This window comes from Cryobacterium soli (assembly GCF_003611035.1).
GTDB lineage: Bacteria > Actinomycetota > Actinomycetes > Actinomycetales > Microbacteriaceae > Cryobacterium > Cryobacterium soli.
The window spans coordinates 380,781-396,551 of sequence record NZ_CP030033.1 but is presented as its reverse complement, the minus strand read 5'-3'; the positions used below and the strand labels follow the sequence as shown (position 1 = coordinate 396,551).

Annotated in this window: 14 protein-coding genes and 2 tRNA genes; 9 read left to right on the top strand and 7 right to left on the bottom strand. The window is 67.9% G+C overall.

All coding sequences use genetic code 11. The features are described 5' to 3' along the window. Positions 1 to 4: 4 nt before the first annotated feature. From DOE79_RS01890 to DOE79_RS01870, 5 genes are all read left to right on the top strand, one after another. Positions 5 to 919 carry a DMT family transporter gene (locus DOE79_RS01890; protein WP_120337040.1) on the top strand — a complete coding sequence of 305 codons (915 nt, stop codon included), beginning with the start codon at positions 5 to 7 and terminating at the stop codon, positions 917 to 919. Positions 920 to 1,116: 197 nt separating this feature from the next. After that, on the top strand, positions 1,117 to 2,361 hold the full coding sequence (locus tag DOE79_RS01885; protein WP_245977068.1) for a glycosyltransferase: 1,245 nt from the start codon (positions 1,117 to 1,119) through the stop codon (positions 2,359 to 2,361). Between the two features lie 42 nt (positions 2,362 to 2,403). Beyond that, positions 2,404 to 2,477: transfer RNA gene (locus tag DOE79_RS01880), tRNA-Ile, on the top strand. A 95-nt stretch (positions 2,478 to 2,572) separates the two neighbouring features. After that, positions 2,573 to 3,421 carry a hypothetical protein gene (locus DOE79_RS01875; RefSeq protein ID WP_120337039.1) on the top strand — a complete coding sequence of 283 codons (849 nt, stop codon included), beginning with the start codon at positions 2,573 to 2,575 and terminating at the stop codon, positions 3,419 to 3,421. Then, a complete protein-coding gene (locus tag DOE79_RS01870; RefSeq protein ID WP_120337038.1) occupies positions 3,309 to 5,054 on the top strand; it encodes a bifunctional 3'-5' exonuclease/DNA polymerase in 1,746 nt (581 codons plus the stop codon). Before DOE79_RS01875 ends, DOE79_RS01870 begins: the two co-directional genes overlap by 113 nt. 5 nt (positions 5,055 to 5,059) lie before the next feature. Here DOE79_RS01870 and DOE79_RS01865 read toward each other — a convergent pair whose 3' ends face one another. Then, a complete protein-coding gene (locus DOE79_RS01865) occupies positions 5,060 to 5,647 on the bottom strand; it encodes a PadR family transcriptional regulator (protein ID WP_162942566.1) in 588 nt (195 codons plus the stop codon). Between the two features lie 207 nt (positions 5,648 to 5,854). Here DOE79_RS01865 and DOE79_RS01860 point away from each other — a divergent pair, with 207 nt between their 5' ends. Further along, positions 5,855 to 6,376 carry a DUF3145 domain-containing protein gene (locus DOE79_RS01860; protein WP_120337036.1) on the top strand — a complete coding sequence of 174 codons (522 nt, stop codon included), beginning with the start codon at positions 5,855 to 5,857 and terminating at the stop codon, positions 6,374 to 6,376. 88 nt (positions 6,377 to 6,464) lie between these two features. On the opposite strand, the gene DOE79_RS01855 is transcribed toward DOE79_RS01860, so the two are convergent. The 6 genes from DOE79_RS01855 to aceE form a co-directional block, all read right to left on the bottom strand. Further along, on the bottom strand, positions 6,465 to 7,700 hold the full coding sequence (locus DOE79_RS01855) for a beta-ketoacyl-[acyl-carrier-protein] synthase family protein (RefSeq protein ID WP_120337035.1): 1,236 nt from the start codon (positions 7,698 to 7,700) through the stop codon (positions 6,465 to 6,467). A 127-nt stretch (positions 7,701 to 7,827) separates the two neighbouring features. After that, the gene (locus DOE79_RS01850) at positions 7,828 to 8,076 is read right to left on the bottom strand and encodes an acyl carrier protein (RefSeq protein ID WP_022883990.1); all 249 of its coding nucleotides are present in this window, start codon (positions 8,074 to 8,076) and stop codon (positions 7,828 to 7,830) included. Positions 8,077 to 8,138: 62 nt separating this feature from the next. Further along, positions 8,139 to 9,140, bottom strand: coding sequence for a beta-ketoacyl-ACP synthase III (locus DOE79_RS01845; RefSeq protein WP_120337034.1), 1,002 nt, complete (start codon positions 9,138 to 9,140; stop codon positions 8,139 to 8,141). A 29-nt stretch (positions 9,141 to 9,169) separates the two neighbouring features. Next, on the bottom strand, positions 9,170 to 10,090 hold the full coding sequence (locus tag DOE79_RS01840; RefSeq protein ID WP_120337033.1) for an ACP S-malonyltransferase: 921 nt from the start codon (positions 10,088 to 10,090) through the stop codon (positions 9,170 to 9,172). 99 nt (positions 10,091 to 10,189) lie between these two features. Then, entirely contained in the window at positions 10,190 to 11,350 is a 1,161-nt protein-coding gene (locus tag DOE79_RS01835) for a PucR family transcriptional regulator (RefSeq protein ID WP_181445846.1), read from the bottom strand. 49 nt (positions 11,351 to 11,399) lie between these two features. Continuing rightward, on the bottom strand, positions 11,400 to 14,126 hold the full coding sequence (gene aceE / locus DOE79_RS01830; RefSeq protein ID WP_120337031.1) for a pyruvate dehydrogenase (acetyl-transferring), homodimeric type: 2,727 nt from the start codon (positions 14,124 to 14,126) through the stop codon (positions 11,400 to 11,402). A gap of 195 nt (positions 14,127 to 14,321) precedes the next feature. Here aceE and DOE79_RS01825 point away from each other — a divergent pair, with 195 nt between their 5' ends. From DOE79_RS01825 to DOE79_RS01815, 3 genes are all read left to right on the top strand, one after another. Continuing rightward, the gene (locus DOE79_RS01825; RefSeq protein WP_120337030.1) at positions 14,322 to 14,807 is read left to right on the top strand and encodes a peroxiredoxin; all 486 of its coding nucleotides are present in this window, start codon (positions 14,322 to 14,324) and stop codon (positions 14,805 to 14,807) included. A gap of 47 nt (positions 14,808 to 14,854) precedes the next feature. Beyond that, positions 14,855 to 14,927: transfer RNA gene (locus tag DOE79_RS01820), tRNA-Val, on the top strand. Positions 14,928 to 15,041: 114 nt separating this feature from the next. Next, positions 15,042 to 15,767: a GAF and ANTAR domain-containing protein gene (locus tag DOE79_RS01815; RefSeq protein ID WP_120337029.1), complete on the top strand. Its 726-nt coding sequence runs from the start codon at positions 15,042 to 15,044 to the stop codon at positions 15,765 to 15,767. Positions 15,768 to 15,771 lie beyond the last annotated feature (4 nt).

Genomic DNA, 15,771 nt, shown 5'->3' with positions numbered 1-15,771 from the left:
TTGAGTGACTCCCGACCTGACAGACCTGGCTGGGGAGATCGCCATCGATCCTCGTCAGGCAATTGGCATTCCGCTCGCGTTGATCGGGGCGGTGTTCCTCTCGTTGGGCGCACAATTCCAGCACCGCGGGGTGACCAAGGTCGAGGCATCCACGGTCGAGGTCACCGGCGGCCTGAACACCCGCCAGCTGATTCTGCTGCTGTCCCGGCCGTCTTGGGTCTTCGGCACCCTCATGCTGGGCATGGCAATCGCGTTCCAGCTCACCAGCCTCGCCTTCGCTCCTCTCATCGTGGTCCAGCCGCTCGGTGCGGTGGCCCTGGTCATCACGGCGATCCTCAATGCCCGGGTGAGCCGGCTCAAACTCAACAGGGCCTCGATCATCGCGATCGCCATGTGTGTGGGCGGTGTGGGCCTGTTCGTGACGGTCGCGGCCTTCACGGCCGTGGACAAGCCCGTGACCGACGCCAACCTCATCACGATCCTCATCGTGCTCGCCGTGGTGCTCTGCGCCTTCGCCGCAGCCTTCGTGATGCTCCGTACCCGGTTCCAGGCCATTTTCTACATCATCGGCGCCGGCGTGCTGTACGGCTTCGTCGCCACGCTCGCGAAGGTGATCATCAACCGCATCCAGAACGGCAACTTCGAGTGGCTCACTCTCGTCTGCGTCGCCGGGCTGCTGCTCGCCGCGGGTGCAGGGGCCTACTTCGTGCAGAACGCCTACTCCTCCGGCCCGCCAGACCTGGTGATCGCGGGGCTCACCGTGATCGACCCGATGATCGCAGTGGGAATCGGGATCATCGTCCTGGGGGAGGCCTCCCAGGCTCCCGCGTGGGCCGGGGTGCTCTTCGCCCTCGCCGGTGCCGTCGCGATCTGGGGAGTCTTCCGGCTCGCAAAGTACCACCCGCAATCCGCGAGCTGATCAGTGATTTTTATCAACGCGCCGCGACTGGGGGGCTGCCATCGCCCAGCCGGTTTAGAATAGGGTGCTAACACACCTCGACGGCGTGTTCCGTCGAGACCCAGACTTCGTGCCGGACGCTCATCCCCGGCCCACCTACGTAGGGACTACGCCACTTGTGCGCTTCATCAGATTTACCGGAACAATCGTCTGACCGGGTGACCCCGGCGACGAGGCCCATCCGCGTCCTCATCGCCGCGGACACGTTCGCGCCGGACGTGAACGGTGCCGCCCGGTTCGCTGAACGCCTCGCGGCGGGCCTGGTCTCCCGCGGCCACGTCGTCGCCATCATGGCCCCGGCCGCCACACGCAAGCACGGCACCTGGACGGAGGTGCACGAGGGCGAGTCCATGACGGTGCACCGCCTGCACAGCTGGCGCTGGTACCCGCACGACTGGCTGCGGTTCGCTCTGCCCTGGATCGTACGCCGGCACAGCCGCGCCATCCTCGACTCCTTCCAGCCCGATGTCGTGCACTTCCAGTCCCATATCGTCGTGGGCCGCGGTGTGGCCATCGAGGCCCAGAAGCGCGGGATCCGAATCGTGGGTACCAACCACTTCATGCCCGAGAACATGCTGCAGTTCTCCCTCGTTCCCAAGGGCTTCCAGCACCAGGTGGTCAAGGCGCTCTGGAAGGCCGCCGAGCACACCTTCAGGCGGGCCGAAGCCGTCACGACCCCGACCCGACGGGCCGCCGAGTTCCTGGAGAAGTACACCGGACTCACGGGAGTGCACGCCATCTCCTGCGGTATCGACGCGGACAACTATTCGCCCAGTTTCGCGCCGCGCACCGAGAACCGGATCCTCTTCGTGGGTCGGGTCACCGGCGAGAAGCAGATCGATGTGCTGGTGCAGGCCGTAGCCCTGCTCGACGCAAGCCTGGATGCCCAGGTCGAGATCGTCGGCGGTGGGGACCAGCGCCGCAATCTGGAACTCCTCGTCGAGAGCCTGGGTCTCAGCTCGCGCTTCACTTTCACGGGTTACGTCACCGATGAGGAGCTTCGCCAGGCCTACTCACGGGCCACGGTCTTCGCGATGCCGTCCATCGCCGAGCTGCAGAGCATCGCGACCATGGAAGCCATGGCCTCCGGCCTTCCTGTCGTGGCCGCCAACGCCATGGCTCTCCCGCACCTCGTGCACGACGGACAGAACGGCTATCTCTTCGAGCCGGGCAGTGCCAGGGACCTTGCGGACAAGCTGACCGTGGTGCTCACGGCGGCGCCCGACGAACTCGACGCGCTCAAGAACGAATCGCTCAAGCTCATCGAGGCCCACGACATCAAGCGCACCCTGACGACCTTCGAGCACCTCTACCGCGGCGAACCGATCGACAGCCCGGCCACGGCCACGACCGAGTCGGCCTCCTCCCGGCAAGTGCTGGACGGCACGCCAGCGCACGACTGACGCCGGGCTCGGCGCCCGGACGATACGATAGACGTCACACACGGGGTGGTAGCTCAGCTGGTTAGAGCACGCGGCTCATAACCGCACGGTCACGGGTTCAAGTCCCGTCCACCCTACCGAGGCAGTCGCTCCCCCCGAATGGCCGGGTGGGGCGAAGATCTGTGCCACTATATGAGGGATTGCCTTCAGCCTCCTCCCGAAAGTACCCAGCATGCCCGGACGGTTCCTCCTTCGTACTCGCACCTCCCGCACCGTTCTGGCGGGCGGCCTGACCCTGATGGCCCTCGGGTTCACGGGGTGCAGCACATTCACCCCGTTGATCGGCGCGCAACCGGTCCAGAACGTCGCCGCAGCGACGCCGACGCCGTCCGCAACACCCGACCTCGTCTTCGACTCGGTCTTCACCGACATGGGGTCTGTGCACCCCACCCTCATGATCGGCGACGACCTCGAGCTACAGCTGGACATGTGGACGGAGCAGAAGACCCACGAGTGGTACACGGACAGCGAGAAGCTGTTCTCCTTCGTCATCAACGTCTTCGACCGTTCGGTCCCGGCCGACGCGCCGTTCGCGGCTAAGCGACTGGTCTACATGTCCAACATCTCCGTGACCGCCACGACCTCCACCACCGGCGGTGCATCCGTCTCGCCGTTCGTCCTGGACACCGACCCGCTTCTGGTCACCCTCGACCCTGAGGCGCTCCGCTCGGCGGATGGGTTGCTCATCACCTCGCCCAAGGGCGGCTTCCAGTTGGAATCCAACCAGATCGGCACGCTGAGCGCGGACACCTACGGTGTCATCCTCGACTTCGCGATGACGATCTCGGCCGAGTCCTCCGCGGGCGCCGGTGGCTACACCAAGCAAATCGTGCACGTGCCGGTGCCTGTCGCCATCTTCCCCGGGCCTGACCTGCGGCGGGGCCGGTTCCCGTGCGGGACAATGGAGTGTGTACATTCTGGTGACCCGAACGCGCCCCGATCGGGTGCGGCTCAGGGAACTCGACGCCGACGGCGGCCCGGCGGAACCAGCCGATGCCGGTGCCGACGTGACGCTCTCTGACGCGGCTTTCGCGGCCCATGCCCGTGCCAGGGAGGGCGGTGGCGTCCGGTGGGTCTGGGAGGACACCGCCGACATCTATCCGCTGTTGTTGCGCGCCCACGTTCGCGTGCAGCGGTGCCACGACCTCCGGCTCTGCCACGCCATCCTGCGGAACTCCGCCCTGACCGGTGCGAGCGTCCTGGCGAATGCGGCGGCGGGCCGGTGGGATGCGCCGCCCGCCGTTCCGCGCCCGGAGACTGCGGGGTCGACGCTTTTCGACATGGACCTGGGCGGCGCCGTGGACACCGCCGGCGAGACGCCGGGCGAGGACATTCTCACGGAGTTCCTGGCGCAGTTGGCCGCCGTCGCTGGCAGCACCGAACCCGGCCGGCTCCGGCTGCTCCTGGCTGCGGAATCGGTGGGCGCCCTGATCGCCGCGGAGATGCAGTTCGCCGGGCTGCCGTGGCGCACGGGCATCCATGACAGCCTGCTGACTGCGGAACTCGGCCCGAGGGCGGCACCCGGCCAGCGCCCGGTTCGTCTGGAGAGTCTAGCCGGGCGCATCCGCGAGGAACTGGGCGACCCGACGGTCAACCCCGATTCGCCCCCCGAGCTGCTCCGCGCGCTCAACCGGGCCGGGGTGCAGGTCACGACGACCAGGGCCTGGGAGTTGGAGAAGCTGTCGCACCCGGTGATCGAACCGCTGCTGCGCTATAAGAAGCTGGCCAGGCTACAAAGCGCCAACGGGTGGTACTGGATGCAGACCTGGATCGTCGACGACAGGTTCCACCCCGAGTACCTGCCGGGCGGCGTGGTGACCGGCCGCTGGGCCACCCGTGGCGGCGGAGCGCTGCAGCTGCCCCGGCAGATCCGGGGAGCCGTGGTGGCCGACCCGGGGTGGCGCTTCGTGGTCGCCGACGCCGCCCAGTTGGAGCCCCGCATCCTGGCGGCACTGTCGGCAGACACGGCCATGGCCGCGGCGGGCCGCGGAACAGACCTCTACGCCGGCATCGTGGCCAGCGGTGTGGTGGAGACGCGCGCCCACGCGAAGGTCGCGATGCTCGGCGCCATGTACGGCGCCACCTCCGGCGAGAGCGGGCGACTACTGCCCAGGCTGGCCCGAGCGTACCCGCGGGCCCTGGCTCTCACGGAATCCGCGGCACGGGCCGGGGAGCGCGGCGACATCGTGAGCACCAGGCTGGGACGGTCCTCGCCCCGCCCAGGCCCGGACTGGCAGGACGATCAGGCACGGGGGAGCGAGGGCGGCGCCGGCTCGGCCGCCCAGCGGCGGGCACGTAGTCAGGCCGGGGACTGGGGGCGGTTCACCCGCAATTTCATAGTTCAGGGGACCGCAGCGGAGTGGGCGCTGTGCTGGATGGCCGAGATCAGGAAGGGCCTGTGGGCACTCTCCGCACCGGCGTCCCCTGAGGCCGGCACGACGCGCTCAGCCCCCGGCCCTTTCGCCTCCGTACCGCACCTGGTCTTCTTCCTACACGACGAGGTCATCGTGCATACCCCGGCGGCTCTGGCCGACGATGTGGCGCGCATCGTGGGGGAGGCGGCGGCGACGGCGGGGCGGCTGCTCTTCGGCGACTTCCCGGTCGATTTCCCCTTGACCTGCGTGGTGGTGGACAGCTACGCCGACGCGAAGTAGCGCGCTCAGCGGTGCGGGCGTGCCGAGACGGCCGGAGCCGGGCGCCGGCCTCGTTTCGGGCGCAGGGCACTGAGTTCACGGTGCATTGAAGGGCCGGTGCCCTGGTCCCCGGCCAGGCCGGCGACCACGGACAGCCACGCGAGCGCGGCACGCCCCTGCGCGGCGTCCGCGGCATCGGCCAACAAACCCTGACCGGAGTCCGGTTCCGCTGTGCGGGCGGCCAGCCGGGACTGCCAGGCCGACCGATAGCCGTCCAGAACGGACGCAAGATCGACGTGGGGGAGCGACGAGGCGATCATGACCCGCTCGAGCATGTCGTTCCACTCGTCTCCGGAGCCGCTGCGGGTGTCGTGCAGCCAGCTGAGGGCCTCGGTGCGGCCCGTCTCGGTGAGCCTGTACAGGGGCAGGCCGTCCGCCGTCGAACCGGCGGATTCGACGGCGTCCTGGGCAATGAGGCGCTCCAGGGTGCCGTAGATCTGGCCGACATTCACGGAGCGACGGCCGCCGGTGCGTCGGGCGAGCTCCCCGTGTAGCTGGAAGCCGTAGGCAGGGCCCATGGTCAGGACGGCCAGGAGCGAGTTGCGTACCGACACCGTGCCTCCGAAATCCACTAAAGCTATACCGAATATACATAACGCGTGGGCACTTCGTTGTGATTTCCCGGGTGAGTGAGGCATAATTCAGCTAAGAGCACCGCCCAGAGCCTGCATTCATCGGTCAGGTCCCGGTTCCACAGTTGTTGTCGTCGAGTTCGTTGGGGAAGACGCACCTCGAACAACAACCAGGGAACGGAGAACACGATGACGGCACCCCATGCTCGTCAGTCACCGACTGCACGGGGAGTTTTGTATGTGCATTCGGCACCGCGTGCCCTGTGCCCGCACGTGGAGTGGGCGGCCAGCCGTGCCCTCGACGAGGCGGTGAGTTTCGAGTGGAGTGCGCAGCCCGTGCTTCCCGGTGCTCAGCGAGCCGAGTTCTACTGGGAGGGGGCGCCGGGAAGTGGCGCGGCGATAGCCTCCGAACTGCTGGGTTGGGAGCACCTGCGTTTCGAGGTCACCGAGGACCCTGGCCCGGGCCGCGACGGCGGACGGTGGGTGCACACCCCGACCCTTGGCATCCATTTCGCCCAGACCGACACGGCGGGCAACGTCGTGCTGCCCGAAGACCGGCTGCGTGCCGCCATGTCCACAGCTGGCACGGACCCGGTCCAGCTCCAGCAGGAGCTGCAGCGCGTGCTCGGGCAAGCCTGGGACGACGAGTTGGAGGCCTTCCGGCACGCCGGCGACTTCTCGAGCGTCGTCTGGCTGCACCGCGCGGGTTGAGACGACACAGGGTGGGACCGTCCCGGTACGACGGAAGCCGGCCACCCGACCATGGTCGGGTGGCCGGCTTCGGCGACCGTCGCGCGGCTTAGACCGACCGGAAGGCGACGACGGCGTTGTGGCCGCCGAACCCGAACGAGTTGCTGATCGCGAGCAGGTCCCCGGCGCCCAGGGACCGGGGCGAAGTGACGACATCCAGCGGGATGGCGGCATCCTGCTCGGTCAGGTTGATGGTCGGCGGAAGCATCCGTTCGGACAGGGCCTTGACCGTGAACAGTGCCTCGATCGCTCCGGCGCCGCCGAGCAGGTGCCCGGTCGAGGCCTTGGTGGCCGACACGGGGATGCCTTCGAGCAGGTCGCCGAAAACGCGGCGCAGCGCGTTGTACTCGGCGATATCGCCCACGGGCGTGCTGGTGGCGTGCGCATTGATGTGCATGACGTCGGCCAGGTCGGCGCCGGCATTCCGGATGGTCTGGATCATGGCGCGTGCCGCAGCGGAGCCCTCGGGGTCCGGCGCGGTGATGTGGTATGCGTCACTCGTGATCGAGCCGCCCAGCAGTTCGGCGTAGATGTGTGCGCCGCGGGCCAAGGCGTGCTCCTCCGTCTCCACGACGAGCGCCGCGGCGCCCTCACCGAGCACGAAGCCGTCCCGGCTGACGTCGTAGGGGCGGGAGGCCGTCGCGGGGTCGTCGTTGCGCTTGGACAGAGCCTGCATGGCCGCAAAGGAGGCGATGGGCAGCGGGTGGATGGCCGCCTCCGAACCCCCGGCGATGACGACGTCGGCGAGGCCGGCCTGGAGGCGGTTGTACGCGTTCACGAGGGACTCGGTGCTCGAGGCGCAGGCGGATACCACGGTGGTGATGCCGGCCCGTGCGTGCAGGTCCATGCCGATCGCCGCTCCAGGTCCGTTGGGCATGAGCATGGGAACCGTCATCGGCAGGACCCGGCGCGGGCCGCGTTCGCGCAGGGTGTCCCAGGCGTCCAGCAGAGTCCAGACCCCACCGATTCCGGTGGCCCAGTCCACGGCGAGCCGCTCGGGCTCAACGGCGGGCATGCCCGCATCGGCCCAGGCCTCACGGCCGGCGATGAGGGCGAACTGGCTGGACGGGTCGAGGCGCTTGGTCTCGTGGCGTGCGAGGACGTCGATGGGCTTGACGCGCGCCTGGGCGGCGAAGGTGATGGGGAGCGCGGTGCGCTCGACCCACTCATAGTCGAGGGTGGATGCGCCGGACTCGCCGGCGAGGAGGGCGTTCCAGGTATCTGTGGCGGTCCCGCCGAGGGGGGAGGTGGCACCGAGACCGGTGACAACGATTTTCTTGGTCATAACAACGACTCTCCGTCAGAACGAGCGCGAGTGAGAACGTGCGCGAAACGAGGCAACGACCCCGGATGGAGCGTCCCTGGAAAACGGGCCGGCCGGCTGGTGCCAGCCGGCCCGTTCGGGCGTGGACCTAGTCCTGGGCCTTGACGATGAACTCGACGGCGTCGCCGACGGTCTTGAGGTTCTTGACCTCTTCGTCGGGGATCTTGACGTCGAACTTTTCTTCAGCGTTGACGACGATGGTCATCATCGAGATGGAATCGATGTCCAGGTCGTCGGTGAACGACTTGTCCAGCTCAACCGTGTCGGTTGCGATGCCCGTCTCGTCGTTGATGAGCTCGGCCAGGCCGGCAAGAACTTCTTCGGTGGACAATGCCATGGTGTTTTCTCCTTGAGGGTGTCTCGTTTGACCGAGATTCAGTTTAGATGGACAGAGGACAGCTACGGCAGCACAACCACCTGCGCGCCGTAAACCAGACCGGCTCCGAAGCCGATCTGGAGGGCAAGACCACCGCTGAGCTCGGGGTGTTCCTCGAGCAGGCGGTGGGTGGCAAGGGGGATCGACGCGGCGGAGGTGTTCCCCGTCGTGGCGATGTCGCGGGCGATCACGACGGAGTCCGGCAGCTTGAGCTGCTTGGCGAACTCGTCGACGATACGCATGTTGGCCTGATGCGGGATGAAGGCGGCCAGCTGGTCGGCCGTGATGCCGGCAGCTTCGAGGGTCCGCTTGGCGATCTTGGCCATATCCCAGACGGCCCAGCGGAAGACGGTCTGACCTTCCTGGCGGAGCGTGGGCCACTCCTTCTCGCCGCGGCGGTATTCCTGCAGTGTGGCGTTCATCCCCACAGCGTCGGCACGCCCGTCCGAGCCCCAGACCGAGGCAGAGATGCCCGGGTAGTCGCTCGGTCCGATGACCACGGCGCCGGCTCCGTCGCCCAGGAGGAACGAGATGCTGCGGTCCGTGCCGTCGACCATGTCGGAGAGCTTCTCTGCGCCGATGACCAGCGCGTAGTGCGCGGCGCCGGACCGGATCAGGGCGTCGGCCTGGGCGACGCCGTAGGCGTAGCCGGCACAGGCGGCGTTGAGGTCGAAGGCGGCGGCCGGGACGGCGCCGATGCGGTCGGCGACCACGGCGGCCATCGACGGGGTCTGGCGACCGTTGCTGATGGTGGCGATGATGATCGCATCGATCTGGTCGGCGCGGATACCGCTCTTCTCGATGGCCTCGATGGCAGCCGTCGTGGCCAGATCCACCGCGAGCACATCCTGGCTGGCGCGGGTGCGGGTGATGATTCCGGTGCGCTGCTGGATCCACTCGTCGGAGGAGTCGATCGGGCCGACGAGGTCGTCGTTGGGTACGACGAGGTCGCCGCGGGCGGCGCCCACCGAGAGGATGCGGGTGTACTGGGCGCCCTGCGACTGCAGGAGTTGTGGCTGGGTCATTCGTCTCTTCCGGTGGCGACTGGGCTGATTCAGGCCTGGTGGTCGATCAGTTCGTATGCGGCAGGCAGATCGTCCGGGGTCCTGATGGCCACGCTGGGGATGCCCCGCAGGGCGCGTTTGGCCAGGCCGACGAGGGCGCCGGCAGGGGCGACCTCGATGATTCCGGTGACGCCGGCGTCGGTGAACGCCTGCATGCACAGGTCCCACCGTACCGGCGACGAGACCTGGCCGACGAGAAGTTCGATGAAGCGGGAGCCGCTGGTCACCACGGTGCCGTCGTTATTCGTCCAGAGCGGAATGGTCGGATCCTGCGGGGAGAGGGTGTGGGACACCGCGTCCAGGTGTTGAACGGCCGGCAGCATGTGGCGGGTGTGGAACGCTCCGGCGACCTGCAACGGAATGACCCGGGCCTTGGCCGGCGGTTCGGCGGCGAGGGCCGCGAGGGCGTCGAGGGCTCCGGCGACGACGATCTGACCGCCCCCGTTGAAGTTGGCCGGCTCGAGGTCCAGCTCGGCGAGGCGGGCGAGGAGGTCGGCCTCGTCACCGCCGAGGACCGCGCTCATGCCGGTCGGTGCGAGGGCGGCTGCGGCCTTCATGGCCCGGCCACGCTCGCCGACGAAGGTGAGGGCGTCGGTGCTCCCGAGCACGCCGGCCCCGACGGCAGCGGTGATCTCGCCGACCGAGTGGCCCGCTATGCCGCCGATGCCGTCGCGGCGGCCGTCGGTGAAGAGGGCGTCAAGGGCCAGCAGGCCGGCCGCCACGATCAGCGGCTGGGCGATCGCGGTGTCGCGGATGGTGTCTGCATCGCTGACCGTCCCGGCGGTGACGAGGTCGGTGCCGGCCGGGGCGGACATGGCCGCGAGACGCTCGGCGAAGTCGGGGTTCTGCAACCACGGTTCGAGGAATCCGGGCGTTTGTGAGCCCTGACCGGGGCAGACGACAACAATCATTTCCTAAGTCTCCCAACTTGGAACAGGCGGGGGGTGTGGATAATCTACCGACTATCCGCCAGACGTTTGTCCGTAAACGCAAAGGGCCGGGCTTTCAGCTCAGCGCCGCCGGGTCGATCCGTCGTGGTCGCTGATCGATCCGATGATGAGGGCGGCCTGCAGGATCAGGGCTTCCCTGGCGCCTGTGGCGTCGTAGCCGATCACCTCGGAGACCCGCTTGAGCCGGTAACGAACTGTGTTGGGGTGCACGAACAGTTCCCTGGCCGTGGCCTCGAGCGACCGGCCGTTGTCGAGGTAGCACCACAGTGTGGTGAGCAGCTCGGTGGAGTGCGCCTGCAGGGGGCGGTAGATGCGGTGGATGAGGGTCGCCCGAGCCAGCGGGTCGCCGGCGAGAGCGCGTTCGGGCAACAGATCGTCGGCTTGCACAGGCCTGGGCGCGTTCCGCCAGGAGCGGGCAACGGCGAAACCGGCGAGGGCCGCCTTGGCGCTCTTCGAGGCGTCGACGAGGTTGGGGACCTCGTGTCCGAGCACGAGATGGCCAGGGCCGAAGCTGGGTTCGAGTTGCAGGGCGATGTCCATGAAGCTCAGGGCCGGCGGGCCGGTCGCCTCGTCCGAGTCCTGCACTGTGGGATGGGCCCGGCCGATCACCAGGACCAGACGATTGCCCTGCACCCCGATGAGCACATCGGCCGTCATGTGCCGGGCCGACCGGCGCAACTGGTCGACGTCGAGCATCTTGGGGGTCGTTCCGACGAGCACGCAGACCTCGCCGTGGCCGTGCCAGCCGAGGGCCGCGATGCGGCTGGGCAGCTCGTCGTCGTACTCGCCGGAGAGGATCGAGTCGACCACGAGGGCCTCGAGCCTGGCGTCCCAGAGCCCGCGGGCCTCGGCGGCGCGGGCGTAGACATCAGCCGCGCCGAAGGCGATCTCGCGGGAGTACAGCAGGATCGCTTCGCGGAGCGTCTCTGACCCGTCCTTGACGCGCTCCTCGACGACCTCGACGGTCACCCGGATCAGCTGCAGGGTCTGCTGCAGGCTCACCGAGCGGAGCAGCTCCCGGGGTGCGGCGCCGAAGACGTCCGCGGCGATCCACGGCGTGGACCGGGGATCGTCATACCAGGAGATGAAGGACGTGATGCCGGCCTGGGCCACCAGGCCGACGGCGGACCGCCGCCCTGGTGGCATATCGCCATACCAGGGCAGCGTGTCCTCGAGTCGTTTCAGCGTCGCCGTGGACAACTCACCTGAAATCGTGCGCAACCAGGTGAGGGTCTGTTCCTTTGTCTTCGGCGCCGGTGCCACGGGTCAGTTAGCTCTCGCCACCGGCCGAGCCGGTCGTGCCGGCCGAGACGTCGTGCAGGCTGTACTTGTCGATGGCCTGCTGGATGACGCTGCGGTCCAATTCGCCGCTGTTGGCCAGCTGCTGCAGGGTGCGCACCACCATCGACGGGCCGTCGATCTTGAAGAACCGGCGGGCGGCGGGGCGGGTGTCGGAGAAACCGAAGTCGTCCGCACCCAGCGTCGCGAAGTCGCCGGGAATGAACTGGCGGATCTGGTCGGGCACGGCGTGCATGAAGTCGCTCACCGCGACGAACGGGCCGGCTGTGCCGGCCAGCTTGTCGGTGACGTACGCCGTGCGCGGCTCCTCGTTCGGGTAGAGGAAGTTGTGCTCCTCGGCCGCGAGGCCGTCCCGGCGGAGTTCCGCCCAAGAGGTCACCGACCAGACATCGGCGGACACCCCCCAGTCCTCGGCGAGCAGGGTCTGCGCCTCGAGGGCCCACGGCACCGCGACACCGGAAGCCAGCAGCTGCGCCTTCGGGCCGGCGACGGTGGACTCCGACACCCGGTGGATGCCGCGGATGATTCCGTCCACGTCCACGTCGGCCGGTTCGACCGGCTGTACCTGCGGCTCGTTGTACACCGTGATGTAGTACATGACGTTCGGGTCGGTGTGGGTTCCGCCGTACATCCGCTCCAGGCCGGAGCGCACGATGTGCCCGATCTCATAGCCGAACGCCGGGTCGTAGGACACGACGGCGGGGTTGGTCGAGGCGAGCAGGGGGGAGTGGCCGTCGGCGTGCTGCAGGCCCTCACCCGTGAGTGTGGTGCGGCCGGCGGTGGCGCCGATCATGAAACCACGCGTCATCTGGTCGCCGGCTGCCCACATGGCGTCGCCGGTGCGCTGGAAGCCGAACATCGAGTAGAAGACGTAGACCGGGATGAGCGGCTCACCCTGGGTGGCGTACGACGTCCCGACGTTGGTGAACGCGGCGAGGGCGCCGGCCTCGTTGATGCCGACGTGGATGATCTGGCCCTGCGGGCTCTCCTTGTAGGCGAGCAGCTGGGCGTGGTCCACCGAGGTGTAGTGCTGGCCGTTGGGGTTGTAGATCTTCGCGTTCGGGAAGAACGCGTCGATGCCGAAGGTGCGGGCTTCGTCGGGGATGATCGGCACGATGCGGTGGCCGAAGTCCTTCGAGCGCAGCAGCTCCTTGAGCAGCCGGACGAACGCCATGGTGGTGGCGATCTCCTGGGTGCCGGAGCCCTTCTTGGTGATGGCGTAGGTGGAGTCGTCCGGCAGGTTCACCTGGGTGTACTTGCTCCGACGCTCCGGCAGGTATCCGCCCAGCGCGCGACGGCGCTCGTGGAGGTACTGGATGGCCTCGTCGTTCTCGCCCGGGGTGTAGTACGGCGGCTGGTACGGGTTGGCCTCGAGCTGCGCGTCCGTGATCGGCACGTGCATGCTGTCGCGGAACGTCTTGAGGTTGTCCAGCGTCATCTTCTTCATCTGGTGGGTCGCGTTGCGGCCCTCGAAGCTCGGGCCGAGGCCGTAGCCCTTGACCGTCTTCGCCAGGATGACCGTGGGCTGGCCCTTGTGCTCGGACGCAGCCTTGAACGCCGCGTAGACCTTGCGGTAGTCGTGGCCACCGCGCTTGAGGTTCCAGACCTGGTCGTCGGTGTAACCCTCGACCAGCTTGAGCGCGCGAGGGTCGCGGCCGAAGAAGTTCTCGCGCACGTACGCGCCGCTCTCGGCCTTGTAGGTCTGGTAGTCACCGTCCGTGGTGACGTTCATCAGGTTGAGCAGGGCACCGTCGGTGTCGCGGGAGAGCAGGTCGTCCCATTCGCGGCCCCAGACCACCTTGATGACGTTCCAGCCGGCACCGCGGAAGAAGCTCTCCAGTTCCTGGATGATCTTGCCGTTGCCGCGCACCGGGCCGTCGAGGCGCTGCAGGTTGCAGTTGACGATGAAGTTGAGGTTGTCCAGGCCCTCGTTCGCGGCGACCTGGAGCTGGCCGCGGCTTTCGACCTCGTCCATCTCGCCGTCGCCGAGGAACGCCCAGACCTGCTGGTCGCTGGCGTCCTTGATGCCGCGGTTGGTCAGGTAGCGGTTCAGCTGCGCCTGGTAGATGGCATTGATCGGGCCCAGGCCCATCGACACGGTGGGGAACTGCCAGAACTCCGGCATCAGGCGCGGGTGCGGGTACGACGAGATGCCGTCCGGCGCGTGCGACTTCTCCTGACGGAACCCGTCGAGCTGGTTGGCGCTCAGGCGGCCCTCGAGGAACGCGCGGGCGTAGGTGCCGGGGGAGGCGTGCCCCTGGATGAAGATCTGGTCGCCGCCGCCCGGGTGGTCCTGGCCGCGGAAGAAGTGGTTGAAACCGGTTTCATAGAGCGCGGCAGACGACGCGTAGGTGGAGATGTGACCACCGACGGCGATGCCGGGGCGCTGGGCGCGGTGCACGAGCACGGCGGCGTTCCAGCGGATCCAGGCGCGGTAGCGGCGTTCGATGTCTTCATCGCCGGGGAAATCGGGCTCGTTCGTCGAGGCGATGGTGTTGATGTAGTCCGTGGTCGGAACCATCGGGACATTAAGGTGCAATTCCTTGGAGCGCTTGAGCAGGCTGAGCATGATCTCGCGGGCCCGGGCCGGCCCGTTGGCCGCGACAAGCGCTTCGAGAGATTGCGACCATTCGCTCGTCTCTTCGGGATCGGCGTCCGAGTTGTCCATGGAGTACGGGTCTTGGTCGTTGACAGTCACACTCGACCTCTTTCTGTAGGGCAGATCGTGTGGGGGAAGGATCATGCCTGGTTAGGCGTGCCGGACACAGCCCGGCCGGGTCACGACCGAAAGGCACCACGTCAGCCTAGTGATTCTTGCTGGGAAGCGTGCACGGGATAGGCTTTCCCCCCGTATTCAGCCATCGTTTCCCGGTGGCCGGGAAGGACGCGCACCATGGCACTGGAGAACGACACCCAGGCTCCGGATTTCGAACTCGTCAGTCAATTCGGCGAGACCATTCAACTCAGCCGTTACCGAGGCGAGAAGGCGGTCGCCCTGGTCTTCTTCCCCCTCGCGTTCTCCGGAATCTGCAGCGGTGAGCTGTGCGAGCTGCGGGACAACCTGGGCCTCTTCGCCGACAACAGCGTCGAACTCATCGGCATCTCGGTCGACTCCCGGCACACCCTCCGGGCGTGGGGAGAGCAGCAGGGCTACGGCTTCACCTTGCTCGCCGACTTCTGGCCGCACGGCTCGGTCGCGAAGGAGTACGGGGTGTTCCTCGAGGACAAGGGTTTCGCCAACCGGGCGACATTCCTCATCGACACGGACGGCATCATCCGGGCGAGCTTCATCACCGCGCCGGGGCAGGCTCGCTCACTCGACGCCTACCGGGCGGCGCTGGACGAACTGCATCCCGCGCCGTCGTTTTCCGGCAGCTGACGTTGTGTCGTAGGCTTGTCCCATCCTGAACCGGTTCGTTTCGGTCGGGGCCTTTAGCTCAGTTGGTAGAGCGCCACGTTTACACCGTGGATGTCATCGGTTCGAGCCCGGTAGGGCCCACACTTCCTCCAGAGTTCCCACACCGTAGTTCCACACCCGGGTCCGGTGGGCCCGGCGGTTGCGAGGTCACCATGGCAGCACGGCAGGAGACGGCCGCCTTGGTCGTGCGTGCACATGTCTGATCGCTTGGCCTTCGGGGCCGCCGTCGAGGAGTTGTCGCTCGCATTCGAGCGCCGTACCAGCCTGTGCCGCCCGTTCCTGCGCGTGCTGCCCGTCACCGGTGCCGCCATCTCCACCCTCGGGCAGCCGTTCGGCTCCGAGACGCTGTGCGCGAGCGACGCCCAGGCGGCCCGGCTCGACGAACTGCAGTTCGACCTCGGCGAGGGGCCATGCTGGGAGGCCCTGGCCCACCGCCGCCCCGTGCTCAGCCAGGATTTCCGCACCGACGTGGCCCGCTGGCCGCTGTTCACCGAAGCGCTCGGGGCTGCGGAGGTGGGCTCGCTCTTCGCGTTCCCCTTGGCCCTCGGTTCTCTCAACATCGGTGCCGTCGACCTCTACAGCCGGCGGCCGGCCACGCTGACCGATGATCAGGTCGGCGACGCCACGACCCTGGCGACGATCTGCGCCCGTCAGGTGCTACGCCGCAGCCTGGCCGACCAGCCCCACCCGGGCCCGGACGACGACGGCGACGGCTTCTCCCGGCGGGAGGTGCACCAGGCCACCGGGATGGTGCTCGCCCAGCTCGGAGTGAGCGCGGCCGACGCCCACCTGGTCATCACCGGTTACGCCTTCGCCAGGGGCCGGACCGTGCGTGAGGTCTCGGCCGACATCGTGGCCAGGCGCCTGGATTTCGCCGAGGAGTGGGCATCCCCGTCTGAGCCCTCGTCCGACTCATTATGATGGA